We start from the raw sequence: 26067 nt of genomic DNA, 5'->3' as shown, positions 1-26067 counted from the left end.
AGTTTACCCTTTCCACACTATAACAGCAGAACGGATTGAAGGCTACAGATTGAACGCAGGAGGTATTAAAAGTTTCACCTTGGCTTTAGCGATAAAATAAGCTTGAACATGAAGAAGACTGCCGAGAAAAATCTCGACAGCCTGATGCTTACACAGCTCCGGTAATGACGGTAACGATGCTTTTTTGCAGCTCATCTGCATTTTTCGCCCGGTAAGGGTCGGCGTCAAAAATAATCGCATCTGCCAGATAGCCTTCTGCAATTCTCCCCAATTCGTAGCCGCTCCCGAGAATTTCGGCAGCCGTTGAAGTGGCGGACTTCAACGCTTCCGACCAAGTTAGCCCGTAGTCTGTCAAAGTGTCCAGTTCTTGAAGGTTATGTCCATGCAAGGCAGGTGTTGCGTAATCCGTACCGAATCCGAGGCGGACTCCCGCCTTTCTGGCATATTCAATGGCCTTCGGATGAGCCTCAACAGCGCGGGCAGCCCGGTCGCAAATCACCTGCGGCAGCGCCAGCACGCCGCGGGGATCAGCCGCAATGCGATAGATCGAGGCAGTAGGCACAAAAGCAACCCCGGCTTCTGCAAGTCTGCCCGCCTGATCTTCCGTCAAGAACATGCCATGCTCGATTGAAGTGACCCCGGCAGCAGCAGACCAGTCTATCGTCACTCCGCCCCACGTATGCACCATGACCTTTTTGTTATGGGCATGGGCATGGCGGACAATGAAGTGGAATTCTTCTTCGGAAAAGTTCGGATCAGCCACCTTCTCCGTCGGTGCTCCAAGACCGCCTGTGGCCATAATTTTGACCCACTGTGCACCTGACTCAAAAATCCCCTTCAGGCGCTGCTCCAAATGCTGGAGCCCACGGGAATCGGCGGCTCCCAGCATATCGGTGCTGGTTTGCACCCGTAGAGACGGCCCATAGTGCTCTGCGATATGCCGGACGGCAGCTGGCGGGAGTCCGCCCGCATCCCTCGCTGTCGTGACACCGGTGCGCAGGGTTGCTTCAAAGGCCTGGGCCTGCATCACTTCAACCTCATGAGGGTCCCGCTTCAATTGATCATCGTGGTCAAAATCTGTCCAAGCCAAATGGGTATGCAAGTCAATCACACCCGGATTTATCCATAGATCTTGAACCCCATCCACAACTTCCGCAGGGTGCGGATTGGATTCGGTGATGGATGCAAATCGCCCATTCTGAATCGAGATGTCGAACCGTTTATCGGGAATCCCCGCAATATAGACATGACGAAAGGTTTTGGACTGGGGAGATTTGAGAATCATGTATCCTGCCCCCAGGCCTGGGCGACAGCCCGGATTGCGTGATCCGGCTGTTGATTCAGAAGCTGCGCGATTGTCCGGATAGCTTCTTCTACACCTTGACGGGAAGCATTCACTCCAAAATGATTGATTCGCAGCAATTGACCGAATAATTCGCCATCACCAGGGGCCACGATGCCAATCGGCTGTTCAATCCGCAAGCTGTCATGCCCGGAAATCCGCACGGTTGTCGTCAGCGTTGAGTAGAACCGGCTGTCTTTCTGCCAAGGTTCAAGTCCCAGAGATTTGATTCCCGCATGTGCAGAGGCTGCCGCCCGTTCATGCCGGCGGATGAGCTGTTCCAGTCCTTCCTCCTCAACCCGTTCCAAGGCTGTGATTAAAGCTCTGGCCTCCAAAGCCGGAATGTTGGGCGGCACCCGCAGCGGCGCTGTACCCTTCGCGTTTGGCTTCAAATCCAGCAGGGACAGAATCGAGTTGCGTGGCGCATGGCTGTTCGTTTCGAGAAATTCCCAGCCGCGCGGCGAGATGCTGACGGCACTGACGCCATTTGGACCGGCCAATGCCTTTTGCGCCCCTATTGCTACAAAGTCGGCGGCCCATTCATCCACCAGCAGATCCTCTCCCCCCACCGCGGACACCGAATCCATGACGGTGATCAGATTGAAGCCGCGCGCAATCTTCAAGATATCTCTAGCTGGATTAGATCCCCCGGTCACCACTTCAGCATGTACAAATGACAGGGCACACGGGCTGTATTTCTCAATCGCCGTCTGAACAGCATTTGCTGTCACCACTTCATCAAAAGAAACTTCAACTTCAACAACAGTTGCGCCGCCGCGCTCCAGCCATTCTCCAAACAAGGTTCCGTAAGGGCCGGTTACCACGTTCAATATCGTTCTTCCAGGTGCGGATATCCCGGCTGCCACGGCTTCAATGCCGAGGATGGCCTCCCCGGGAATGATGACCGGAGCGTGCTGTGTAGACAGCAGACTGGAGAGCTGACGGGTAAGGGTATCCCATTCCGGTCTCGAAAGCGGTACGTATCCTTTATGTTCTTGGCTCATGGAAACCTCCTGATGGTTTTAGATTCGGCATTCTCGGGACAGCAGATAACAGCTCGCGGCTATAGGCCGTTTCAGGGCGGGAAAAGAATTGATCCTTATCATTAATCTCAACTAGCCTTCCCTGCTTCATGACCGCTACCGTATCGCTGATTTCATGAATAACCCCAAGATCGTGGGAAATGAACAGCAGGGTAAGATCAAGCTCAGACTTCAGCTTGCTGAACAGGTCCAGCACACTGCGCTGTACAGACACGTCAAGCGCGCTCGTTGGTTCATCTGCAATCAGAACACTTGGCTCTACGCTCAAAGCCCGGGCAATGGCAATCCGCTGCCGCTGGCCGCCTGAAAACTGATGGGGATAACGGTCCAAGGCGCTCTCATCCATATGCACTCGGGCCAGCAGCTCCTTGCAGCGTGTCCCGACCTGAGCACGATCTACAATACGGTGAAACAATAATGCCTCGGAAAGAATCTGCCTGATCGAATGCTTGGGATTAAGCGACGCATCCGGATTCTGAAAGATCATCTGGATCTTTTTGTGCTGCTCGCGGCTTCTCTTCCTCTTGAGCAGCTCCGGTCCCAGTAAAACCTGTCCCTCATTAGGGACAACCAGCCCGGCAATAACCCGTGCCAGAGTGGACTTTCCCGAGCCGGATTCGCCCACAAGTCCCAGCGTGGTATGCTTCGGCAAATCCAGATTGATGGAATCCAGTGCTGTAAATCCGCCATAATGGACCGAGATATTTTTGACTTGCAGGGCTGCTCCCATCTTTAATCGCTCCCTTCAAGCTCCGGTACCGGAAGCACCGAGTTCATCAGCATTTGTGTATATGGGTTTTGCGGGTTTTGCAGCAGGCTAAGGGTATTCCCCTGCTCAATAATCTTCCCTTCTTTCATCACGCACAGCTTCGAACACATCGCAGCCGCAATGGCAAGATTATGCGTCACAAACACCATCGCAAAGCCAAGCTCTACCTGCAATGCCGAGATGGTCTCCATGATTTGCTTTTGCACGGTTACATCCAGTGCTGTTGTAGGCTCATCACAAAGCAGAATGCCAGGCTTGCATGCCAGAGCCATTGCAATGACGACCCGTTGGCACTGCCCGCCTGACAGCTGGCTAGGATAGCGGTCGGAGGTTTGCAGGGAAGCCGGCAGCCCGAGCATGTGGAGCAATTCCAGCGCTGCCTTGCGCGAAGCCCTGCGGCTTAACCGCTGCCGGTAGTATACAACTTCCGTCAGCTGCTTCACTACAGGACAGAGCGGGTCGAGCGACCCTCTGGGGTCCTGGAAAACCATCGCGCTGCGTTCTTCATTCTTAACGGTTCCCCCGACCTGCTCAATACCGCGCGGAAGAATGCCCAGAATCGCACGCAGCGTGAGCGATTTTCCCGACCCGGATTCGCCTACTAATCCCAAAGTTTCTCCCTTGCTTAATGAAAAACTGACATTGTCGACTAATTTTTTATTTGATTTGGCTGCAAGCGACAAGGCGTCGATTTCAAGTACTGGACGTATTGCCATCATTTTTTCCTCCACAGGTCTGCCAGTCCGTCACCTACAAGGGACAGCGCAATACCCACATAGACGACCGCAAGTCCCGGGACTGCCGAGAGCCACCATGCTGTCGTAATGAACGGTTGTCCATCCGAAATCATCGTTCCCCAGTCCGGTGTCGGCGGCGCAATGCCGATGCCCAGATACCCGAGCGTCACAATGGCTACAAGCAGCCCGACCATATCGGTCATCAGGACAACAATCGCCTGAGGCAGTACATTGGGCAGAATATGGCGCAAAATAATCCTGATGCCCGGCAGTCCCAACGTTTGAGCGGAAGCGACCCATTCCTGCTGGCGAAATGATGCAGTCAGGCCCCGGGTCACACGGGCAAATACAATCCAGCCTACCAGCATAAAGGTGATATAAATTCCCCGCTGTCCGGCTCCGCTGGCAAAAGCCACGATGATAACAATCAAATAGAACGGAAAAGCAATAAATGTATCCGTGAGCAGCGATATGACTGAATCGAGCCATTTGCCGTAATACCCTGCAATCATGCCCAGTAACACACCTGTGCAAAAAGGGATGATTTCAGCCAGCACCATAATGGTTAAATCTGTCCGCGCCGCATAGATCAGCCTCGTAAACAAGTCACGTCCCAACTGGTCCGTACCCAGCCAATGCTTGGCCGATGGAGGCTGCAAAAATGCGCTCAAATCCTGCCCGGTAGGATCATGCGGACTTATAAACGGAATGAATATAGCCAGCAGAACGAGCACCGCAAGCATGATGCCCCCCGCCAGAAGCGCCGGGATACGCCAAATTCGGCTGATGATGCTCGTACTTTGACCATCCTCATGCAGTTGAGGGTTTACTGTTATAGGTTTCATGGTTTTCCTTTCGTTCTGGGATCAAGCAGCCAGGAAATGATCTCAATCAGGAGACTGATAATCACTACACCAATCGCACAATAGAGGGCGATTCCTTGAATGACCGGAAAATCCCGATTGGAAATGGAAGTGAACAACAGGCTGCCAATTCCCTTGATGCCAAATACCTGCTCCACGACCAATGTGCCGCCGATCAGATACGAAATATTGACCCCAAGCAGCATCAGGGTAGGGAGAGCGGCGTTCCGGAGCACATGTTTGAACAGAATGATTCTCCCCGGTATTCCCGCAGCCTTCAAGGTGACAACGAAATCTGATTCCAGCACTTCAATCATCTGTACCCGCAAGGACCGGATCAAAGTCGGTGTCTGCGAGAAGGCCACCGTTATCGCCGGCAGCGTCAGGCTGTACAGCGTCCCGCTCCAGCCTTCCCCGATTCCCCCAACAGGGAACCAGCGCAGGTGGACACTAAACGCCAGAATTAAAAGTAAGCCAACCCAAAAGATTGGCATACCCAAAGTAACTGTAGGAAAAATACGGATCAGATGATCCAGCAGCTTGTCTTTTTGTGTAGCGGCAACCGCAGCCAGCAATAGGGCGATCACCACCGCCAAAACACAAGCCATCCCGATCAGAAGCAGTGTAACCGGAGCCCGCTCGGCAACCAGCTCTCTGGTGGAGGTCCCGGCAATAATGGAATTGCCAGTATCTCCCTGGGTGAACAGCGTCTTCACAAACCGGATGAACTGCTCCCATACAGGGAGGTCCAGCCCGAGCGCATGATGCATGCGCTCAAGGGCCTCAGGCGTACTGTACTCTCCCAATATCATTTTGGCCGGGTCGCCCGGTACGATCCGAATGATGAAAAAAACGGCTGTCACCACACAGAAAATCACGATTACGGCTCTGACAATCGCCATGATAAGCCAGCTGTATGAGCTTTTGGTCCCTGCCGGTTTCATTGTCGCTTTGCTTAGTTTCATCATTTCTGAAGCCGGACGTCCTCCAGGCGGAGGCTGCCGTTAGGCAACACAACCAGGCCTTCCACGGAAGAACGAACACCTTTCAGAATATCCGGATAGAAGAGCGGAATGTAAGGTACTTCATCTGCAAGGATTTGCAGCAGCTTGCCGTAAACAGCGGCACGCCCGTCTCCATCCAATGTTTTTTGCCCTTCACGGAGAAGTTTGGTTACTTCATCATTCGTATAATGTGTCCAGTAAGACTTGCTGAAGCCTTCCGGATCGGTTTGGAATGCAATAATCGAATTCGCATCCGGTGAATCCGCTTGGCCGCTGTTCAACATAATTGAGAAATCATAGGCAAAGAACCGCTCGCGGAACGTAGCCAATTCAATGGATTCGATCTCAATGTTAATGCCGATCTCCTTGCCTGCCGCCTGGATAATTTGTGCTTCCTGTGCTCTGGTGCTGTTGCCGGAAGCGACCAGCAATTTCGTCGAGAAGCCATTCGGGAAGCCCGATTCGGCAAGCTCTTCCTTGGCTGCCGTTACATCGAAATTCAGTGGTTTGACCGTATCATTGGCATTGTAAGGAATCGCTGTCGGCAGCAAGGAATTCGCCGTCTTCGCATAGCCGAACGTGAGCGCATTGGTCAGTCCGTCCCGATTGACCGCCAGGGCCAAGGCACGGCGCACATGAACATCGGAGAAATGCTTGTCCAATGTATTGAAGAACAACTGCTCAGTGACCCAGCTGCCATTGGTGACAACAGTAGTCTCCGGCCCCTTCTTGATCTCGTTGGCATTTTGCAGTGCCAGCGACTCTATTGCGTCTACTTCTCCCGCTTTCAGCTGGTTGATTGCCTGACTGTCATCTTGAATGAGCTTGTAGACCAGCTTATCAATGTAAGGCTTGCCTTCCTGCCAGTAGTTTGTGTTCTTTGCAAAAGTCACATCGCCTGCCGGGTCCCACTTTTCAACAACAAATGGTCCTGTACCGATTGGCTTCTTGAAGAACTCTTCCTCGGAAGCCCCGCCGAAGTTGTTCGGGATAATCCCATTGGAGAAGTTGGAAAGCTCCGAAATAAACGGCGTGTACGGCTCCTTGAGCTTGATCACCAGCGTATGCTCATCCTCAGCCTTAACCTCTTCAATCTTGGCCGCAATCGCAAGCGGACCGCCAACCTTCAAATGCCGGTTAATGGAGAATACGGCATCCTCAGCTTTTACATCCGTTCCATTAGAGAACTTCAAGCCGTCACGTAGCACAAATGTGTACGTCAATCCATCCTCACTGATGCTGTGGGACTTGGCTAGCCAATCTGTGATTTTGCCGTCGCTATCGAAGGTAACGAGCGACTCAAATACTTTGTCAATCGCAAACGCATTGTTCGCTGTAATCTGATTATGCAGATCAAATGAAGTCACGGAAGCAGGCCGCCCGTATACGAAGGTGCCTCCTGTTGCAGGCTCGCCCTGATTTGCGCCCTGGTTCGTATTTTGCGGGGGCTTGTTCGTTTGTTCGGGTGTATTCTTGGCTCCAGAGCATCCGGCAACCAGTACCATCAATACAATTGCCGACATGCCTATCGCTAATGTTTTCTTTAAAGATGTTTTGTACTTTAACACGTCTAACACTCCCCTATCTTATAAATCCCATGGATTTAGTATGGATAGTATTATGAACCTCTCCCTGCGCAACTGTCAAGCAGAAAATGCTTACTATCATGCAGGTTGAGGCCAATTCATTTCCGGCAAAGGAAAACCATCCAATTTTGTAAGATTAGGGTTTGCTTATTTACACAATTTTACTCATTGATCCTATTTCACAATAATCCTCCCCTGTCCTGCAAGCATTCGCATCTCCTTGAACAGCCGTTCCTGATCATCCCCTTTCGTTTCAAGATTTACGCCATAGAACCACTGACTCTCTTGCTTTTTATCCCAACGCAGCGTACCTTCTAATGCGATAGGGTCCTCAACGAGGGTCAGACTCATACGAATCCTTACATCATTCGATTCAGCATGCAGACTAAGCGGGAGCGCAATCTGGCAGCCGGACCGGCTGATATCGAACAACTCGGCAGGGATCGGCTTGGCGGGTGCCGGGACCCCGTTAACACTCAATATATAGATTTCCAGTGCAAGCGGCTCCTTCAGGGTATAGCGAAAAGGCTCTTTTCTCTGATTATTTGACATCATGACCTCCATTGCATCACGTAAAATTTAATCCGGTTCAGCCTCCCCAGCTTTGGATTCTTCAAGCGTGACAACTTTTTTTACTCTTTAGTATACCATGAGCATGCCGGACACTCCCTTTTCCTTTCATCCCCGTGCCGGGCTTGGTATAATAGATAAATAAGATGGCGGTTAATTGGAGGTCATAAGGAGGATTTGCGTGTTCTTATACTGTCCAACCACCCGCATATTTGGTTATACTAAAGTTGAGATTATTTTATATAGAAAGCAGGTTTGAGATGGGTCGCAAATGGAATAACATTAAAGAAAAAAAAGCATCCAAGGATGCCAATACCAGCCGGGTTTATGCCAAATTTGGCCTCGAAATCTATGTCGCGGCGCGCAAAGGTGAGCCGGACCCCGAATCCAACCGTGCGCTGAAGGTCGTGCTTGAGCGCGCCAAAACGTACAACGTGCCCAAAGCAATCATCGACCGTGCAATTGACAAGGCCAAAGGCAGCTCGGATGAAATCTATGAAGAATTGCGCTATGAGGGCTTTGGCCCGAACGGCTCCATGATCATCGTAGATGCGCTGACCAATAACGTTAACCGTACAGCATCGGCTGTTCGTGCCGCTTTCAGTAAGAATAACGGCAATATGGGCGTTAACGGCTCCGTTGCGTATATGTTTGATGCAACAGCAGTAATCGGTGTAGCTGATAAACCGCTGGATGAGGTTATGGAGATTCTGCTGGAAGCAGATGTAGATGTACGGGATATCGAGGAAGAGGATGACAACGTGCTGGTCTATGCAGAGCCGGATCACTTCCACGCTGTTCAGGAGGCACTGCATCAAGCAGGAATCACTGAATTTACAGTGGCCGAGCTGACCATGCTTGCCCAGAACTATGTTACGCTCCCCGAGGAGTCTATCGCATCGTTCGAGAAGATTATCGACACGCTTGAAGACCTGGAGGACGTACAGCAGGTATATCATAACGTGGAGTTTGCGGATTAAATTTTATGTCCGTCTGAGAAAGCCGTACTGCCACTTGGGACTGTTCACGGTTCCCGTCGTGATGGTACGGCTTTTTGCCATTCATGCGATCCTGTTGGTTAAAACACCATTTGGAAGTCAACCCGATACATACAAATATGCGGTGAGTGAATATGGCGGTTATTCAGAAACGGATTTGAGGTTTTTCAGAACCTCCAGGAACATGGGCAGTGCGGTTTTTGTTTCATCCTCAGAATACGAAAGCCGAACCACATATTTCTGCCCACCCTGCTCAAGGACAAAATAGTCCTCAAATTTCACTTTGACTTGGTCAGGCCCATCCCATTTCGTCGAACCTGCATATTCTTCATATTTTTGAAGTTCCGGGTTTTGGCTATTCAGGTCTGAAGTATAGGTATCGTAATATTCCAGCAAGGAAATGCGGTTATTATCGTAGCCCCACTCCTCCCCATCCGAAAACTTAATGGTTTCCATTTTATCAGGAATATACAGGCCAAATGGCAGATAAGGCGCTTTGATAAATTGAGCTGTTGATTGCTGGTCCCCCCAATGAAGAGTTATTTCTTTTGTTCCGTCAAATTCTTTAAGATCAAAGAGCCGCGTCTTGTCTGTTTGATTATTTGTCTCCTGGTTTGGGTCGTCATCCTTGCCCTGCTCCTGGTTCGTTTGACCTTCAGTCTGTTCCCCTTGCGTTTGATTTACTGTTGGCAACGCACCGTTATCCTTTTGACAAGCGGATAATAAGCAAACTGTGATAAGCGCAAAAATTAAAAATTCCTTCTTCATCTTACTCCTCCTTTAAATTCCAAGGAAATGCTATTCAATAAGACGTACGGCTTTCACTAAATGTTCCAAATTAAGTTAAAAAGGAAAAATACACCGTATAAGCAAGCTTTGCTTAAAGCGGTGTACTCTTATTGAATGCTGCCCAAACAAAACTGCTATTGTCCAACTGAAAGGGCAGACAGTTCGTCTTTCATCATGCCATAGCCAAGCTGCTCTTTTTCTTCCCGGTTCTCTGCAAAATGCTGTTCAAAATAGGCTTGCACCGGATGCACCGTTATCTGTTCTGAAATAGACAGCAGGTAAAACAGCTCATATTTGAATTCACCCTTACTATCCTTGTCAAAGATCAGCCGCAAAGGAAAGGCACTGCGATCTGTCTTGTTGTAGTAGGGCTTCATTTCTTTCAGATAGCCGTCAATCATTTGTACGCCCGCTTTTCTTAGCTTCATCAGTTTTTCCAACATGTGTCCCGTGCTCTCCCCGTAAACCGGATCGGGACTGCTGAGGATGTCGCTGAAAGTGTGCTCTCTCTCATCCGAAATGAATTTAACACAGGCAGCGTGTTGCATGTAGATGGAGGCCACTCCATTGTGTAATTGAAATAAAAGGTTGATACATATCGTCATGTATACGATGTATCAACCTTTATTTTTTATGATTTTTTACAATTTGGGATTACACCTTCCCGATGTTCGAAAAGATGCTAACGCCCAATCATTAAGGAATCAATGACACAATTACTTTAGAAATATTGGCTCCTCCCATACCTCCGCTCAGCTTAATCGTGTTATTCGTCCCCGGATTCAAGTCGACCAGGCGGCTGGTCTTGCCGGTATAGTTGCCCCAGCCTCCTGTGCCCGGAAGGGCAAGGAAATAGCCGTCCCCGGCTGTATCGCCACTGGCATCTACTTTAAAAGCAGCCCCGCTGTCGGCGGAAGCATACTGCACAGTAACTAGCGCCTTGCCGCCTGCCCCGCCGTTTATGCCTGTCAACTGGATATAGGAACCGGCAATATGCATGTTTTCAATATTATTGCCTGAACGTACCGCCCCGCCCCCGATGGTTACGTTGCTGGCGGTCATGGCATATTCGGTCTTCTGCGTATATTCATCATAATTATCATTTATTAAATCATAATACTTGATCTCTGTAGCGTGGGAACGCGGACCGACAGCCGGCACACCGTCAGTCGTTTGAATAACCTTTTGAATGGTTCCATCCGCATTAAAATATAACCGGTCTACAGCAACTGAACGCAGTGTACCGTTGCCCGAAATTTTGGCATTGTGATAGAACATGTACCAGTTGCCCTTGTATTCCACAATAGATCCATGTGATGTTTCGCTGCCGACTACCGGGTCCAGAATGACGCCGCGGTTGACCCATGGTCCAAGCGGATTGCTGCTGGTAGCGTACCGCATGTTGTTCGCTCCAGGGTTATTATCGGAATACATCAGGTAGTACGTGCCGTTGCGCTTGAATACCCAGGATGCCTCATGGAAATCATTCAGCTCGGTGAACTGCTTGAGCGGACCGTCCAGCGACATCATGTCAGCGCCCAGCTTGACGCCGTAGCTTTTGCCCCCGCCTCCGCCATACAAGTAATAGCTTCCGTCGTCATCGCGGAACACCGCAGGGTCAATAAAGCTGTTGCCAGGCAGCCCCTGTATATAGCCTTGAACCGTAAAGTCTGCAGCAGGCTTGTCGCTTGTTGCCACCCCGATTTTCCAAGTGTCATTCCAATTGCTGCCGCTTGGGTGAGGGAAATAGAAGTAATAGGTTCCGTCCTTGTAAGCAGCGTCAGGAGCCCACATAAAGCCGCCCTCCGGACGCCCCCAAGGCACATCATCCGCACGCAGGATTTCTCCTTCGTCCACCCAATCCACCATGTTGTCCGACGAGAAGACATGGTATTTATCCATCAAATCGCTGCCCCTGGAAGGGAAGATATCATGTGACGCATAAACATAAATACGTCCGTCAGCCCACACATGCGCAGAGGGATCAGCGGTAAAAATGCTCGTAAAAATAGGGTTTCCAGACATGGTGGTTGTACCCAATGCAGAAGAAGAGGACGTGCAAGCAGTAAAGATGGACAACAGCATCGTTCCTGACAATACTAGACTCAAGAGCTTTTTGTTCATCAGTGTTACCTCCTCATAACATAGATTCGGGATGCATCCCGTTATGCAGTGTCAATTGCATACATTAGCCTGCTAGTAAACCAGACAGCGAAGACGAATTCATCTCACCCCCTCGGCATTCGGCAATGGCAAAATTGTAAATCTATGATCCATCTTCAGTTTATCGTAAATGTAAGCGCTTTTATAATGAGACATTTTTAAATTATCCTTGTCATTCTTATCCTGGTGAATAAATTGATCACATTCACGTATGCTATCTCTCCTCTCTCTGCTGCAGAAATGTTTCATGAATCACTGGCATTCTCTTTAAAAATGGGTTACTATATATCAAAAAGATATATATCTATAAGATAGGTGATGAAATGAGTAAATACAATGACACAACCTATGCCATTCTGGGTATCCTGACAACCTCCTGTCGTTCAGGCTATGCCATCAAGCAGTTTATCGACCAGAGCCTGACTCATTTCTGGAAAATCAGCTACGGTCAAATTTATCCTGCCCTGAAGCTCATTACCGAGGAAGGGCTGGCAGAACTGCAGACGCATCAGCAGCCCGGCAAGCCTGACCGCCACGACTACATTCTGACTGATAAAGGAAAAGATGTGCTTAAATCCTGGCTTGAACAGCCTGTTGTACAAATGCCATTTGAACGTAACGAAGTGCTGCTGAAGCTTTTTTTCGGGAGCCACCTGTCCGCAATACAAACCATCAAGCTTCTTCACAATTATAAGGAGATGCTTGAAGCACGCTATGAGGTCTATCTGACTATTGAGCAGTCTATAGAGTCCGAAAAGAGTGAGGATGAAGCGGATGCGAGGTACTGGCTGCTGACATTGGACTATGGCAAACGAACGACACAAGCCGGAATTGAGTGGTGCACAGCCACGATACAGCAATTTCATGGAGAGGAGCATTGAGGAATGGCTAACCTGTTGCAAGGCCGCTATACCGTAGATAATCAAGAAGATATTGTTGTTTTTCTGATCGGAATGAGAATTAATAAATGGTGGGCCGTACACAAATGGCTGCCCGTATTTCTGGCTATGCCGGGGATGATTACAGAGCTGTTTTCCAATAAGGAGAAACTCGGGTTTCTCTCGCAGGAAACGTACTTTGGATTAAAAACGACGGTCATGATTCAATATTGGAATTCAGCTGAGCAGCTTCTGTCCTATGCCAAGCAGGAGAAGCACATGGCTGCATGGAAGGCTTTCAATCAAAAGGTCGGCAACAATAAAGCTGTCGCAATTTATCACGAAACCTATCAGGTGAAGAAGGGCAATTATGAATGCATCTATGTCAACATGCCGAAATACGGGCTGGGCAAAGCACTATCCCCTATTCCGGTCACCAAACAGCGTCACTCTGCAAGCTCGCGGCTCGCATCTGTCTCCTCATCGGATAAATAACTGGAAGAAATATTGAAGCAAGCGACCAATAATGCACCGCCCAAGCTATTCAAGCTTGAAGCGGTGCATCGTTGCCGGTGCAGATTTGCCGAGTGGATGCTTGGCGCGCATATGAGCGGCTACTGCACATAGCATCATGACCGCAAACCAAATACCGGCCCATACAAGCCATTTATTTTCGTTTCGTTTTCATTTCTGCAATCGATTCCCTCACACTCTTGGGAAGCTTGCTCACAATCAAATCGTAAGAGTGATCGATCATGGCCTTAATGTCATCTTCCGGCAAGGAAGCATCCGGCTTAACGGTATTCCAATGCTGCTTGTTCATATGGTAGCCCGGTGTGACGCCTTCATATTGCTCTCTCAGATTTTCCGCAATTACAGGGTCACATTTCAGGTTTATGAAATCCTTCTCCTCAAAAATTATCGCGAATATTTTACCTGCGACTTTAAAAACCATGGGATCGGGCCCAAAGGGATATTCCTTGGCGGCTCCTTTTTTCTTCAAGCAATATTCGATGATATAACGATCCATAACAGCCTCTCTCCCTCTTAGTAAACATCAATTTCCCTGCTTATTTATACCATAATTATAAATGGCATCTCCGATAAAAGTCATGCATTCTGTTCTCTTTTCCAGAACTAATGTTCCCGCTATTGTTGTTACCATGCTAGCACCCCACATGAATTTTTATACACACACTATCCACCCCATCTCTTTGAAATAAAAAAATTGATTGCATTTTACTCAAGCTCATGCTATCTTCATATCAAGAAACCGCTTTCTTATTTTTTTGAACTCCTGAGAAACCGGTTTCACACTAAAAAATGGTATTTTCATTTAAATAGCTGCAATATTTTAAAAGCTGCAATAGGAGATTGATTGATGAAGCCCAATATTGTGGATGTAGCCAGCCATGCAGGTGTATCAAAGGCCACCGTTTCAAGAGTGATTAATCATAATCCCAAAGTCAATCCTGAAATACGTGAGCGTGTGCTTGCTGCCATTCAAGAGCTTGGGTATCAGCCAAGCGCCATTGCGCAAAATCTGGCTACGAGTACAACGAACACGATCGGGTTGATTTTGCCGGACATTACAAACCCGTATTTCCCTGCTCTTGCACGGGGGATTGAGGATGCGGCGCACCGCCTCGGATATGGACTGTTCATTTGCAACACAGACAATGACTTTGCCACAGAGCAGGAATATATTCAGAAGATGGTTCATCAAAGGGTTGTAGGCATTATCCTGATCTCATCCGTGCTGAAAGAAAAGAACGTCAAGGATATGCAGCAGTTGAACATTCCCTTTGTGCTGTGTGACCGTCTGCTCGTCGACTCTCCATTTGACTCGGTAACGATCGATAACTACAAAGCGGCTTACGAAGCTGTCTTGCATTTCATCGGACAAGGCCATAAGGATATCGTGCATTTGGCTGGCCCGCCCAATGTTCATTCCGCGATTGAGCGGAGGCAAGCCTATATTGACGCGATGAGGGCGCATCAGTTGCCCCCTGTTGTGGCGAATGGCAGCTTTAATTATGACGCAGGCTATCACGCGATGGAGGAGTTGCTCCAGCATATGACGCCTACGGCGGTGTTTGCGGCAAATGATTTAGTCGCGCTTGGAGCGATGAGCGCCATCTTTAAAAAAGGGCTCCGAATCCCGGAGGACATTTCGGTTGTAGGCTGTGACGATATTTTGTTCGCCCAAATGAGTTATCCAAAGCTGAGCACGATTTCCGTTCCTGCTTATCAGATTGGAGAAAAAGCCGTCGAGCTGTTAATTGACCGATGTAAGGGGGTGAACGATGGTGAAACGAGAAACATCATTCTTTCACACACCTTTATTCAGAGGGAATCCTGACAGCTTGCAACTGGACTCCCGGCATGGTGGCCGGTGGCAGCCCGAGTATGGATAAGGCTGCCACTGCCACTGTATTCCGTACAACAGATTGTTGTAGTAAAAAAATCACGGGCTAATGACCGCCACTCAGGTGAAGATTTAGAAAGGAATATGAATTTCTTCAATTATGTAAGTGCTTAAATTGTATACAAAGCATAATATTCCTATTATTTTACGCCCGTCTCAGCTACATTCGTGTCCTTAATTGTTTCATTTCATTAAATTCAACGAAATTGAAATCTGTGCGATCACCATAAATCAGGGAGGCATTTCTAATGAAAAGATCTATGAATAGAAAATGGTTGGCAATTGGCATGGTTTGTCTGATGGTTCTGCTTGCAGCTTGCGGTAAAACGGGGACCGACGTTAAAACGGAAGGTACTGCTTCCGGAGATGGTGCCAAAAAGCCGACAGTCGGGTATTATGTCAACTCTACACTAGGAGACAAATCTTTCTTTGACTCTGTAAAGCGCGGTGTCGACCAGGCTGCCAGCGAGCTGGGCTACGAGGCCAAAACCATTGAAGGCGGCAATAACCAGGCGGACTGGCCTGCGGGACTCGAGTCCATGATCACAAGCAAAAAATATGATGTGATCGTCGTCGGCACCAGCCAAATGATTGATCTGACGAAAGAACTGGCCGCGAAGTATCCGGATCAAAAGTTCATTTTCTACGATGATGCCATTGCAGATATGCCTAACGTATATTCCATGATCTACTCTCAAAGCGAAGGTTCATTCCTGGCTGGCGCTTTTGCCGCACTGGTCACGACCAGCACAGAATTGACAAACAGCAATCCGGAAAAAGTCATTGGCTTTATCGGTGGCATGAATGTCCCTATTATTAACGATTTTAAATCCGGCTATGAGCAAGGTGCCCACTATATCGATAAGGATGTCCAAATCGTGTCTTCCTACATCGGCAACTTCTATGATGCTCCAAAAGGCAAAGAGCTGAGCCTTGCCATGTACAACGGCCAAAAGGCAGACATTGTGTATCAGGTAGCGGCTGCTGGCGGTCTTGGCGTGCTGGAAGCCGGCAGTGAGCTTGGCAAATACAGCATTGGTGTAGACAGCAACCAAAATGGCTTGTACCCGGGCAGCGTACTGACATCCATGCTGAAAAATCTGGACTCTTCGACGTTCCGCGCCTTGCAGATGTTCAAGGAGGACAAGCTGCCGTTTGGAAAAGTGGAGCTGCTTGGTGTCAAAGAAGACGGCGTAGGCCTGGCAGCAGACAAGCTGTACGAAGAACATGTGCCTCAAGCGATCCGTGACAAAATGAAAGAGGTTGAAGATAAATTAAGAAACGGTGAAATCAAGGTTGAAAGCGCGCTTGATTAAGCCGTCCGCTCCATTACGCTAACAAGTGCAGAGGGGAACAAGCAGTTGCTCCCCTCTGCGGATTACACGCCATAGGCGGGAGGGCGACATTCATGACGGTACTGCTCGAAATGAGAAATATTCATAAAACGTACCCCAACGGTACCATTGCCAATCGCGGTGTTCATTTGGAGGTGCATGAAGGCGAAATCCATGCATTGGTTGGTGAAAACGGCGCGGGCAAATCAACCTTGATGAAAATTTTATTCGGTTTGGAAGCGCCTACATCAGGCGAGGTTTACTACAAAGGCAGCCCTGTCCATTTTCAGGGGCCTCGTGACGCCATCAAGCATGGCCTCGGAATGGTTCACCAGCATTTTATGCTGGCATCATCCTTGACCGTATCTGAAAATATTGTGCTTGGCGATGAGCCGCGAAAAGGGCCATTTGGCCTGTTCCGGGACCGGGGCAAGGAAATTCAGGATATTCAAAGCCTTGTGGACCGTTTCGGACTCAAGCTTGATCCGAATGCAGTTGTCGAATATATCTCGGTCGGCCAGAAGCAACGGGTTGAAATCATGAAGGTGCTTTATCGCGGGGCCAAGCTGATCATCCTGGATGAGCCGACGGCCGTTCTTACACCACAGGAAACGGATGAGCTTTTTGACTCCTTAAAAACACTGGTCGCTCAAAAATACACCATTATTTTTATTACGCACAAGCTGCGCGAGGTCATGGAAATTTCAAACCGGATTACGGTGCTCAAGGCAGGCCAGACGATTCATACGATGCTGACCAAGGATACGAACAAGGAAGAAATATCACGGTTAATGGTTGGCCGCGATGTGTTGCTTCGTGTCGAGAAAAAAGAACAGGTGTTGAAGGAGACGGTACTGGAGCTTCGTGATGTTCATGCAAATGATGCCAAAGGCTTTCCAATGCTGAAAGATGTGTCATTGGCCATTAGAGGCGGGGAAATATTCGGCATTGCCGGAGTAGAAGGCAACGGACAACGTGAATTGGTCGAGGTCATCACCGGACTGATTGGAGCGACAGGCGGACAGGTCTTGTATTTCAATGAAAATATATTGGGCAAAAGCATTGGGCAGATCCGCAATATGAAAATTGCCCATATCCCCGAGGACCGTCAAACGACCGGGGCATGCTTAACCTCAACCATCGAGGAAAATTTAATTTTGGATGTTTATGATCATCCCGAATTCCGTTTTGGCCCTTTCTTACGGAAAAAGAAGCTGAAGGAATTTGCCAAGGTTATGATGACAACCTTTGATGTAAGAGCGGCCAGCGAAGAAACGTTGGCGGGTTCGTTGTCGGGGGGAAACCTGCAGAAGGTGGTTATCGCCCGTGAAATTGCCAAAAATCCAAAGCTGATTATCGCATCGCAGCCAACCAGAGGCGTGGATATAGGCGCAATCGAATCGATTCACCGTGAAATTGTGAAGCGCCGTGATCAAGGGGCGGCTGTCCTGCTTGTATCCGCCGAGCTGTCGGAAATTATGAGCCTGAGCGACCGCATCGGCGTGCTGTATAACGGTGAGCTCGTTGCCATTTTGAACAATACCGATGATCTGACCGAGCAAGAAATCGGCTACTACATGCTTGGTATCAAGAAAGCGGAAAAAGAGGTGGTTCCTCGTGAATCATAAACGTTTTTTATACCTGGACGTAATTGGGATTGCCGCTTCGATTGTATTGGCTGTTGTGGTTGGCTTTATCATTATTATGATGGTCAGCGATGAGCCGCTGCAGGCGATCTCCTCATTTTTGCTCGGGCCATTTTCAACGCCTTTTAACCTAAGCACCGTATTTAATAAGGCGGTTCCACTCATATTTACAGGCCTTGCGCTGGCTGTTGTGTTTCAGTCCAACGTCTTCAGTATGGGTGCCGAAGGGCAGCTGTATGTGGGCGGGTTTACCGGTGCGCTGGCAGCTGCCTACATCCCGGGCTTGCCGGTCTGGATTCACCTGCCTGTCATTTTGCTGTGCGCGCTGGCTGGTGGCGCCATGTTCGGGGCCATCCCCGGCTTCTTGAAATCAAAATGGAATGCCAATGAAATTGTAACGACACTGATGCTCAACTATGTCGGTATTATTTCCACTTCTTATCTGGTTAACAACTGGTTCAAAGACCCTGGAAGCGGCGGCTTTGCACGCATGCAGTACTTCGAGAAAAATCTGCTGCTGCGCAAAATTTCCGACAGCTTCCCTGTTCATTACGGCTTTTTTATCGCTCTGCTGTCTGTAGTTGTGATTTCCGTCATGCTCTATAAAACCAGACTGGGCTATGAGCTTCGGCTGGTTGGAAAAAATGAAGCCTTCGCCCGTTATGGCGGAATTAAAACCAAAAGGCTAATCATTTACAGTGTGATGATCAGCGGTGCGCTGGCAGGACTTGGCGGCATTGTTGAAATTCTTGGCGTACATGGCACGTACAAGGATAATTTCTCAGCCAATCTGGGCTTTGACGGCATCATCATTGCGCTGCTCGCCAGAAATAACCCCGTAGCTGTCGTGATTGCCGCCTTATTTTACGCTTATTTGCAAGTAGGCGGACAAATTATGCAGGCTGAAAGTGATGTATCCCGCGAATTGGCCGTCATCATTCAGGTACTGCTCGTCTTATTCGTATCTGCCCAAGCCGTATTTAACTACTTCAAGCAGCGTGCCGTTCTCAAGCACTCACAGTCTCATGCAACCAAAGGGGGGAAAAAGGACCATGTGGCTTAATGTATGGGCTCAAATCGCAGATCTAACCATCATTGCCGTCCTGCTGCGCTGTATGACGCCGATTTTGCTGGCAGCGATCGGAGGCTTGATCTCGGATATTACAGGTGTAACCAATATCGGTCTGGAAGGGCTTATGCTCGTATCGGCCTTTACCTCGATTGCAGTCAGTGCGGCTTCAGGCAATTGGATGGTTGGTGTTGTTTCCGGCGTCCTGATTTGTGTCGGCATGTCATATGCCATGGCCTTTTTCCATATCAAGCTCAAGGTTGATATTGTCATTACCGGATTCGCCATGAATATATTCGGCTCCGGGGCCACCATATTTTTGATGAGCAAACTGTTCCAGGCAACAGGCAGCTACAACCCTAGCAATCTGGACAAAATTCCGGTGGTAAATATTCCGTTTATCGAGAACATTCCTTATGTGAACAAACTGTTTAGCGGTCATAGCTTGATGGTGTGGATCGCTTTCCTGGCTGTGTTATTTTGCTTTATTATGCTGTACCGGACACCTTACGGCGTTCATCTGCGGGCGATCGGCGAAGCTCCGGATTCCGCCAAATCCCTTGGCATCCCTGTAGGACGGCTGCAATATTCCGCCATGGCCTGGAGCGGGGTGTTCGTTGGCTTGGCCGGTTCATTCATGTCCATGGGAATGACCAGCATGTTTGTTAAGGATATGACAGCGGGGACAGGATTTTTGGCTCTGGCGGTCGTCCTGCTGGGCAACCGTAATCCGATCGGGGTGTTGATTGGCTCCATTATATTCGGCTTAGCCAAGACATTTGAGACAATCTTCCAAACCATCCCGAACAGTCCGGTTCCCAGCCAGTTTGTACAAATGATGCCGTATGTGGTCACCGTGCTTGCCCTTGTTGTTTTTGCGATCAGAAAGCAAAACCGGCAAAAGAAAGGACTTGTTGCACCTGCGGCGGCGAAATCATAACGACGATGACATGAGAAAAGGATGCGTGTATACATGAATGACATCATAAAGCGTAAAATAATTCTGGATTGTGATCCCGGCCATGACGATGCCATCGCGATTTTGCTGGCAGCAGGAAATCCGTCCATTGATTTGCTTGCGATTACGACTGTTGGCGGCAATGCCGGTGTTACCCATACAACAAGGAATGCCTTGCAAGTATGCGAAGTAGCCAACATTCCACATGTGCCTGTCTATCGCGGATGCAGTGATCCTCTTGTCCGTAAAGGAGAGACGGCTGCTGAGATTCATGGGGAATCCGGCATGGAAGGTCCTGTGCTGCCGGAGCCTACCCGTTCTGCTGAGAAGGAGCACGCGGTGGATTACATTGTCCGTACACTGCTCGCATCGGAAGGCGATATTACCCTTGTAGCTGTAGGTCCGCTGACCAATATTGCCATGGCTATGCGCAAGGACGCTGCGATTTTGCCCAAAATCAAAGAAATTGTCATCATGGGCGGCGGAACATTCGGTAATTGGACCCCTGCTGCGGAGTTTAATATCTATGTGGATGCGGAAGCAGCCAAGGTTGTTTTTGACAGCGGTGTTCCGATTGTCATGATGGGACTGGATTTGACGCATCAGGCGTCTGCGACCGGAGAGGTTGCGGAGCAAATTGCACAAATTGATACTCCGGCAGGAAGATTGGTTAATGACCTGCTCATCTTCTTCCGCAAAACGTATCAGGACATGTTCGACATTGCCGATCCGCCTGTTCATGATGTATGCTGTATCGCCTACTGCATCGATCCGACCGTAGTAGAATGCAAACATTATCGGGTTGATATTGAAACCAAAGGTGAACTGACCTATGGCATGACGCTGGTTGACCGGCATAACGTAACGGGTCTGGCTCCGAATGTCCAGTTTGCATACAAACTCGACCATAGCAAGTTCTGGGGTCTGGTGAAGGATGCACTGGCTGCATTATAAATAACCCGAACAGTTTGTTACAATAGAATCGTAAAGGAGGCTTAACATGAAATCCGTTATACTGGATGTAGATACAGGAATTGATGATGCAATGGCGATTGTTTATGCTGCCCGTTCGCCGGAGCTTGAGCTTGTCGGGCTTACAACTTGCTTTGGCAACATCCCGGTACAGGATGCTACAAGAAATTCACTGCTTATGCTGGAGAAGCTGGGCGTACAGGCTCCAGTAGCAGAGGGAGCAGCAGTTACGTTCCGCCGCGGCGAGAAGGAGGACTACGCGCGCCATGTCCATGGCCAGGACGGCTTGGGCGGTATCGTGGACAAGGAGCCTGCCGGACATAAGGCCGATGTGTCTGCCGCAGATTTCATTATTGAGCAGGTCAAAAAACGTCCGCATGAGCTCACCATTATCGCGGTAGGGCCGCTGACGAATATAGCTTTGGCGCTGGAGAAGGCGCCAGAAATCGTACCGCTTATTGCAGAGCTTGTTATTATGGGCGGAGCGGTATACGTCCGGGGGAATGTTTCGCCGTATGCGGAAGCCAATATTAAATCCGATCCCGAAGCAGCAAAATATGTGCTGCATTCAGGGGTGAAGACGACACTGGTCGGACTGGACGTTACGATGAAGACGCTGCTGCCGCATGCACAACTGGAACACTGGCGTGCTTCTGACAATCCGCTGGGCCCTTACTTGGCGCAAATGACCGATTTCTATATGGCTTGTTATGAAGGTTTCCAACCGGGCATTGGCGGCTGCCCGCTGCATGATCCGCTCGCTGTCGGCATCGCAATCGACTCTTCATTTGCACAATATGAGGATGTACAGGTGGATGTCGTAACCGAAGGCGAGAAGGACGGACAAACGGTCGCCAACCCTGAGGGAACAACGAAGATTCGTGTATGCGTCGGCGTTGAGAATGAGCGGTTTTTGGATCATTTCTTGAATCGTATGGTCTAGAGGCCAGTTACGAGATACAGCTGCAATTGAAGATAGAATAAAGAAGCCATAACCAACTCCTACCAGTCGGTTATGGCTTTATTCATTTGGATAAAAGTATACGCTAATCAGGAAAAGTTCAGAAAAACCATTTAAACTGTTTTATTCTAGGGTAAGCAAAGTACTGTATGTCACCGTTCTTTTCAAAAGCACCCAATGCCCCCATACGTTCCTCTTCTATATATTTATATCCCTTTTCCTGCATTCGTTCCAAGTAAATCTCAAAAAGCTCTTTCTCATTCGTAACCAGCGGTGAATTTACAGCTTTGAGAAAATATCTGTTCTCTGAGAATGGTACTTTTATTAGACTGTTTTTTGGAGCCAACGTAATAATTAGGACAACAAACGAAGCGAAGATCAAGAAAGCCCTTAAGAGAAAAATACGCTTCTTAATGCCTCTCCCTCCTTATTATTTCCCTATACCAATCATTTTAATTTTACCATATGAAACATGAGATAGATATTTCTTAACATTCAAATGTTTTTTGTATAAGGCTCTTGGCTCTACACAGACATCAGTGCTTGACACCAACTTGGGGGGAGCGCTGCGAGCAAGAGGGGGCTTCCGATCGCTGTTGTCCCCAGATTTCTTGAATCTAACCGCCACAGCGATTGAAATCCGCGGACAAAGGCGAACGTTTCACTTCTTTAGCCTCCCTCTTCCTCTCCGCTCTTGCGACGTTAGGCTGTCAAGCACTGATTCTTAGATTGAGCCAGACTATTTTACGGAATAAAATATAAACTGATAATTCGATGAAGTATATCCTGATGCTATTGAATTCAATGCTTTATCTTTGGTATTGGTAGTATGATAAGAAAGGGTAAAATCTCCATTCGAATAACCCGTAATTATCATGGTATGAAATGCTTCATACCACCAAAAGTTCTTTTTTAAAATCTGAACTACATCACCTTTGTAGTAAGACTTATTGTAAATAGTACTTTTATTATCATATACATAGGAACCAGAGAAGGTTTCATTAGAAAAAATAGGATACCATTTAGCATTAAATTCTTTTGCACTTATCCAAGGACTGGGAGAAGCTAACGTCCAAGAGTGATCAAGTTCAGCTACAGTTTGTGGTGATGGGTACGTAGAATTCTTTTTATAGACATACCATGAGCCGTTCATAGGTATGCCACCAGCATAGAGTGATTGAGAAACAAAATTGGCACAATCTCCTCCTAAAGCTGTAACATTAGGGTAAGAGGAATTATAATTATTATAATTATTAAGTGCGTAATTCACTGCATTTGTTGAGTTATAGCTCCAATTATTCAAAGTATTAAAGTTACTTGCTTTTCTATATTCTTGTACTGATTTTACTGAAATAGTATTGTAATATTCTCTTATAAATTGCTCATCTACATAGGGAGCATATTTGGAAATATAGCTATTAAATTGGTTTCTATGCTCTTCTTTAATAGATGGGGATTCTTTGATGAACAGAATCATTTCCTTCATAGCTGATATTTTATCTTCTTTTTCTGTCGAAAGAACGAGATTATACATTTCCTCATTCCCAGTCGATGATCTCAAGCTTTCAGCAATTTGAATTTCATATTTTTCTTCTTGTTTCAAATAGGTTTGATATTTAGCTTCTATTTCTGCTATTTCCTCAGTTGTAATACGATCAGTGAGAGATTTGTTACTGACTTCCAACCCTGCTTCCAACTTTTCCTGTACTCGTGACTCTGTATCTGTTACAGCAAATACAAATGATGGAACTGACAGGCACATCAAACTAATTAACAATACTAATAAAAATCTTTTTAACCTCATTATCTACCAGCCTCCCAAAGATTTTTTCATTTGCAGCCTTAAAATGACCTTAGACTTTACTAAATAACTGCATAATAGATATGTCTCATGTTCGTCATTATTTTCCACTGATACCCTTCATTCTAAAGAAGTAGCTTTTACATGATTTAAATTAAATAATACCAGCAGAGCGTTTGTGACTCCAATCATCAACAACAACCGCGCAACTATGACTAATTAATTCCAATATATCAATTTTAAGGCTTATTTACAATTATACACATTTTAATTGAGTTGTAAATTTAATCGGTATTTTCCATTTGGATTTATTCCTTGAATCCGATCAGCTTTCGTTCAATAGATTCTCTTTTCCTACTTACGACTAATAGTAACCGTATTGAATAACAACAGACCGTATTCTTCTTCATAATCTATTTTCTTCCACCACAGCTGGCAGCAACTCAATCTGATGCTCTCTAGTATAGGCATCCATCAAATTCCACTTGCCCTCCTCCAGCACATGAACCTTCCCGTTTCTGACTGCGGTTAATTCCTTCCAGCGCTTGCTGTACATCAGTTCCCATGTCGCTTGACACGACGGCCCGCTGCTTGGCAGCATAACGAACAACCGGTCGCCTGCGTATAACGGCAATTCTGATTCTACAATTTCACGGTAGGGCTCCCCGGCATCCAGAATTTCCTGAACAGCCGCCTGCGCCCCAAAGCCGGACGGATGATAGAGCAGTGAAGACAGACCGCTCGTCCCCATAACAAACAGACGGCGCCCGCGATGATAAATCAACACCGTAGCCGTCTCTCCTGGAAGAATCGTCCCCTTCAACCGCTGCCACATCAACGTTAATCGGCGGCCATATTCAGCCAGCCACTGATTTGCTTCCTTATGCTTTCCAAGCAGCTCACCTAAGCATAACAACCGCTGCTCCACGGGTGCAAAAGCATTGTAAGTAACTGTCGGCGCAACTTTGGCCAACTGCTCGTATTGTCGTTCATCCGGGCTTGAGAAGATAATAAGATCCGGTTCCAGTTCCGCTGCCTTATGCAGGTTAAGAGGTATGCCAATATCTTCAATTCCCTGCGCAATCGTCTGCATCCATGTATTGCGCAGCGCGTATACATTCCCGCCTAGCGGCCGCACCCCCAGCACCAGCAGATCTCCCGTAGCCTCCCCATAATAAAGGATACGTTGCGGCTGTATCGGGATTTGAACTTGATGGCCTGTCCAATCATAGACATTCCGCCGTTGATGCAACGACTGGGCATACTGCCTTGGTGTCATCCCGGTGAACTGCCGAAACCGCCGGTTATAATAATACTCATCAGCAAAGCCGACTTTACAGGCAATTTCACGCAGCGGCGCATTCATGGACAGGAGCCATTCTTTGGATCGGTCGATTCGCACCTGGTTCAAATAATCCAACGGCTTCTTTCCCGTCAGAGTTTTGAATAGTGCGCTATATTGCCAGGCTGGCAACTGCGCCTGTTCTGCAAGCTGCTTCACCGTTATCTGACTGGAGTAGTTCTCTTCCAGATAACGGATTGTCTTTTCAACCGCAGGGATATCCCCCGTATTTCTGCTGAAAGGCCAGTTATGCTCCAGCATAATCCCCATCAATTCCTGGAATAGCAAATGCCGCTTGAACCAATCCATTTCCTCCGCTTCATCTGCATCCATCAGGATGCCAGTTGCCAGCCGGTTGCATCGCTCATACGGGTACATATGCCAAGCATGATGAATAGGCAGCAGTTGCTCTTCTACTATTTTCTGACCCCGTTCATTTGCACATATAATTGAAAAATAAATACAATGCAGCTCAACATCATCACTGGAGAGATTGTTCACATACCAACTGTTCCCGGGAGCAAGCAGATAGCAGCTTCGCTCCCCGGCCGGGATCAACTGGTCATTGACATAGAGACTTACAGCCCTCCCGGTTGTCATCAGCAGGGTATGCCGCCGCTCCTCGCTTCTTAAATCGGATACCCATTCGGCTGGACAGTTCAGCAGCTCGGCAGAAGACAACTGAAACAGCAGCGATTTCAACCCGTGAAGCTCGAAGCTCTCATTATTCATAGCTGAATCACCTCTCGATGATAATCGTTATCACTCTCCTTAGTGTAAATAAAAGACGGAAGCTAATCAACATGGATTTAGC

Annotated in this window: 25 protein-coding genes; 11 read left to right on the top strand and 14 right to left on the bottom strand. The window is 48.0% G+C overall.

Annotation, left to right across the window (positions count from 1 at the left end; translation table 11 throughout):
* Window positions 1-148: 148 nt before the first annotated feature.
* The 8 genes from H583_RS0108640 to H583_RS0108605 form a co-directional block, all read right to left on the bottom strand.
* Window positions 149-1285: an amidohydrolase family protein gene (locus H583_RS0108640; protein ID WP_028560123.1), complete on the bottom strand. Its 1137-nt coding sequence runs from the start codon at window positions 1283-1285 to the stop codon at window positions 149-151.
* Window positions 1282-2346 carry an aminotransferase class V-fold PLP-dependent enzyme gene (locus H583_RS0108635; protein WP_028560122.1) on the bottom strand — a complete coding sequence of 355 codons (1065 nt, stop codon included), beginning with the start codon at window positions 2344-2346 and terminating at the stop codon, window positions 1282-1284. Before H583_RS0108635 ends, H583_RS0108640 begins: the two co-directional genes overlap by 4 nt.
* Entirely contained in the window at window positions 2330-3115 is a 786-nt protein-coding gene (locus tag H583_RS0108630) for an ABC transporter ATP-binding protein (RefSeq protein ID WP_028560121.1), read from the bottom strand. The genes H583_RS0108635 and H583_RS0108630 overlap by 17 nt, the downstream gene beginning before the upstream one ends.
* A 2-nt stretch (window positions 3116-3117) precedes the next feature.
* Window positions 3118-3873, bottom strand: coding sequence for an ABC transporter ATP-binding protein (locus H583_RS0108625; protein WP_245585879.1), 756 nt, complete (start codon window positions 3871-3873; stop codon window positions 3118-3120).
* Window positions 3870-4736 (bottom strand): ABC transporter permease, encoded by an 867-nt coding sequence (locus H583_RS0108620; RefSeq protein ID WP_081667056.1) that lies wholly within the window; start codon window positions 4734-4736, stop codon window positions 3870-3872. Before H583_RS0108620 ends, H583_RS0108625 begins: the two co-directional genes overlap by 4 nt.
* Window positions 4733-5656 carry an ABC transporter permease gene (locus H583_RS0108615; protein WP_245585878.1) on the bottom strand — a complete coding sequence of 308 codons (924 nt, stop codon included), beginning with the start codon at window positions 5654-5656 and terminating at the stop codon, window positions 4733-4735. The genes H583_RS0108620 and H583_RS0108615 overlap by 4 nt, the downstream gene beginning before the upstream one ends.
* A gap of 62 nt (window positions 5657-5718) precedes the next feature.
* A complete protein-coding gene (locus tag H583_RS0108610) occupies window positions 5719-7326 on the bottom strand; it encodes an ABC transporter substrate-binding protein (protein WP_028560117.1) in 1608 nt (535 codons plus the stop codon).
* 192 nt (window positions 7327-7518) lie between these two features.
* Window positions 7519-7896: a PilZ domain-containing protein gene (locus tag H583_RS0108605; RefSeq protein WP_028560116.1), complete on the bottom strand. Its 378-nt coding sequence runs from the start codon at window positions 7894-7896 to the stop codon at window positions 7519-7521.
* Window positions 7897-8174: 278 nt separating this feature from the next.
* Here H583_RS0108605 and H583_RS0108600 point away from each other — a divergent pair, with 278 nt between their 5' ends.
* On the top strand, window positions 8175-8894 hold the full coding sequence (locus tag H583_RS0108600) for a YebC/PmpR family DNA-binding transcriptional regulator (protein ID WP_028560115.1): 720 nt from the start codon (window positions 8175-8177) through the stop codon (window positions 8892-8894).
* Window positions 8895-9053: 159 nt separating this feature from the next.
* Here the strand turns inward: H583_RS0108600 and H583_RS0108595 are convergent, their stop codons facing one another.
* The gene (locus H583_RS0108595; protein WP_028560114.1) at window positions 9054-9680 is read right to left on the bottom strand and encodes a hypothetical protein; all 627 of its coding nucleotides are present in this window, start codon (window positions 9678-9680) and stop codon (window positions 9054-9056) included.
* Window positions 9681-9835: 155 nt separating this feature from the next.
* A complete protein-coding gene (locus tag H583_RS0108590; RefSeq protein WP_028560113.1) occupies window positions 9836-10144 on the bottom strand; it encodes a hypothetical protein in 309 nt (102 codons plus the stop codon).
* On the opposite strand from H583_RS0108590, the gene H583_RS36570 reads away from it, so the two are divergent.
* Window positions 10145-10276: a hypothetical protein gene (locus H583_RS36570; RefSeq protein WP_154665844.1), complete on the top strand. Its 132-nt coding sequence runs from the start codon at window positions 10145-10147 to the stop codon at window positions 10274-10276.
* Window positions 10277-10397: 121 nt separating this feature from the next.
* Here H583_RS36570 and H583_RS0108585 read toward each other — a convergent pair whose 3' ends face one another.
* Window positions 10398-11825: a family 43 glycosylhydrolase gene (locus H583_RS0108585; RefSeq protein WP_028560112.1), complete on the bottom strand. Its 1428-nt coding sequence runs from the start codon at window positions 11823-11825 to the stop codon at window positions 10398-10400.
* A 362-nt stretch (window positions 11826-12187) separates the two neighbouring features.
* Here H583_RS0108585 and H583_RS0108575 point away from each other — a divergent pair, with 362 nt between their 5' ends.
* Window positions 12188-12745, top strand: coding sequence for a PadR family transcriptional regulator (locus H583_RS0108575; RefSeq protein WP_028560110.1), 558 nt, complete (start codon window positions 12188-12190; stop codon window positions 12743-12745).
* A gap of 3 nt (window positions 12746-12748) precedes the next feature.
* Window positions 12749-13237, top strand: coding sequence for a DUF4188 domain-containing protein (locus H583_RS0108570; protein WP_028560109.1), 489 nt, complete (start codon window positions 12749-12751; stop codon window positions 13235-13237).
* A gap of 172 nt (window positions 13238-13409) precedes the next feature.
* On the opposite strand, the gene H583_RS0108565 is transcribed toward H583_RS0108570, so the two are convergent.
* Window positions 13410-13772, bottom strand: coding sequence for an MmcQ/YjbR family DNA-binding protein (locus tag H583_RS0108565; RefSeq protein WP_028560108.1), 363 nt, complete (start codon window positions 13770-13772; stop codon window positions 13410-13412).
* A 351-nt stretch (window positions 13773-14123) separates the two neighbouring features.
* Between H583_RS0108565 and H583_RS0108560 the strand changes: the two genes are divergently transcribed.
* The 7 genes from H583_RS0108560 to H583_RS0108530 all read left to right on the top strand — a co-directional run bounded on the left by H583_RS0108560 (window position 14124) and on the right by H583_RS0108530 (window position 22092).
* The gene (locus tag H583_RS0108560; protein ID WP_028560107.1) at window positions 14124-15104 is read left to right on the top strand and encodes a LacI family DNA-binding transcriptional regulator; all 981 of its coding nucleotides are present in this window, start codon (window positions 14124-14126) and stop codon (window positions 15102-15104) included.
* A 314-nt stretch (window positions 15105-15418) separates the two neighbouring features.
* Complete coding sequence (locus H583_RS0108555) at window positions 15419-16486, top strand: BMP family lipoprotein (protein WP_028560106.1); 1068 nt, start codon at window positions 15419-15421, stop codon at window positions 16484-16486.
* 92 nt (window positions 16487-16578) lie between these two features.
* Window positions 16579-18132 (top strand): ABC transporter ATP-binding protein, encoded by a 1554-nt coding sequence (locus H583_RS0108550; RefSeq protein ID WP_028560105.1) that lies wholly within the window; start codon window positions 16579-16581, stop codon window positions 18130-18132.
* Window positions 18122-19213 carry an ABC transporter permease gene (locus H583_RS0108545; RefSeq protein WP_028560104.1) on the top strand — a complete coding sequence of 364 codons (1092 nt, stop codon included), beginning with the start codon at window positions 18122-18124 and terminating at the stop codon, window positions 19211-19213. The genes H583_RS0108550 and H583_RS0108545 overlap by 11 nt, the downstream gene beginning before the upstream one ends.
* Window positions 19203-20159 (top strand): ABC transporter permease, encoded by a 957-nt coding sequence (locus H583_RS0108540; protein ID WP_051236201.1) that lies wholly within the window; start codon window positions 19203-19205, stop codon window positions 20157-20159. Before H583_RS0108545 ends, H583_RS0108540 begins: the two co-directional genes overlap by 11 nt.
* Before the next feature lie 33 nt (window positions 20160-20192).
* Window positions 20193-21131: a nucleoside hydrolase gene (locus H583_RS0108535; RefSeq protein WP_173477215.1), complete on the top strand. Its 939-nt coding sequence runs from the start codon at window positions 20193-20195 to the stop codon at window positions 21129-21131.
* 46 nt (window positions 21132-21177) lie between these two features.
* Entirely contained in the window at window positions 21178-22092 is a 915-nt protein-coding gene (locus tag H583_RS0108530) for a nucleoside hydrolase (RefSeq protein WP_028560101.1), read from the top strand.
* A gap of 757 nt (window positions 22093-22849) precedes the next feature.
* On the opposite strand, the gene H583_RS0108520 is transcribed toward H583_RS0108530, so the two are convergent.
* Both H583_RS0108520 and H583_RS0108515 read right to left on the bottom strand, forming a co-directional pair.
* Window positions 22850-23914: an amidase domain-containing protein gene (locus H583_RS0108520; RefSeq protein ID WP_028560099.1), complete on the bottom strand. Its 1065-nt coding sequence runs from the start codon at window positions 23912-23914 to the stop codon at window positions 22850-22852.
* A 403-nt stretch (window positions 23915-24317) separates the two neighbouring features.
* On the bottom strand, window positions 24318-25985 hold the full coding sequence (locus tag H583_RS0108515) for an AraC family transcriptional regulator (protein ID WP_028560098.1): 1668 nt from the start codon (window positions 25983-25985) through the stop codon (window positions 24318-24320).
* Window positions 25986-26067 lie beyond the last annotated feature (82 nt).

The sequence above is a fragment of the Paenibacillus pinihumi DSM 23905 = JCM 16419 genome (genome assembly GCF_000422505.1).
GTDB classification, from domain to species: domain Bacteria; phylum Bacillota; class Bacilli; order Paenibacillales; family Paenibacillaceae; genus Paenibacillus_D; species Paenibacillus_D pinihumi.
The sequence above is the reverse complement of the archived record's forward strand: the minus strand, read 5'-3'. Positions and strand labels throughout refer to the sequence as shown.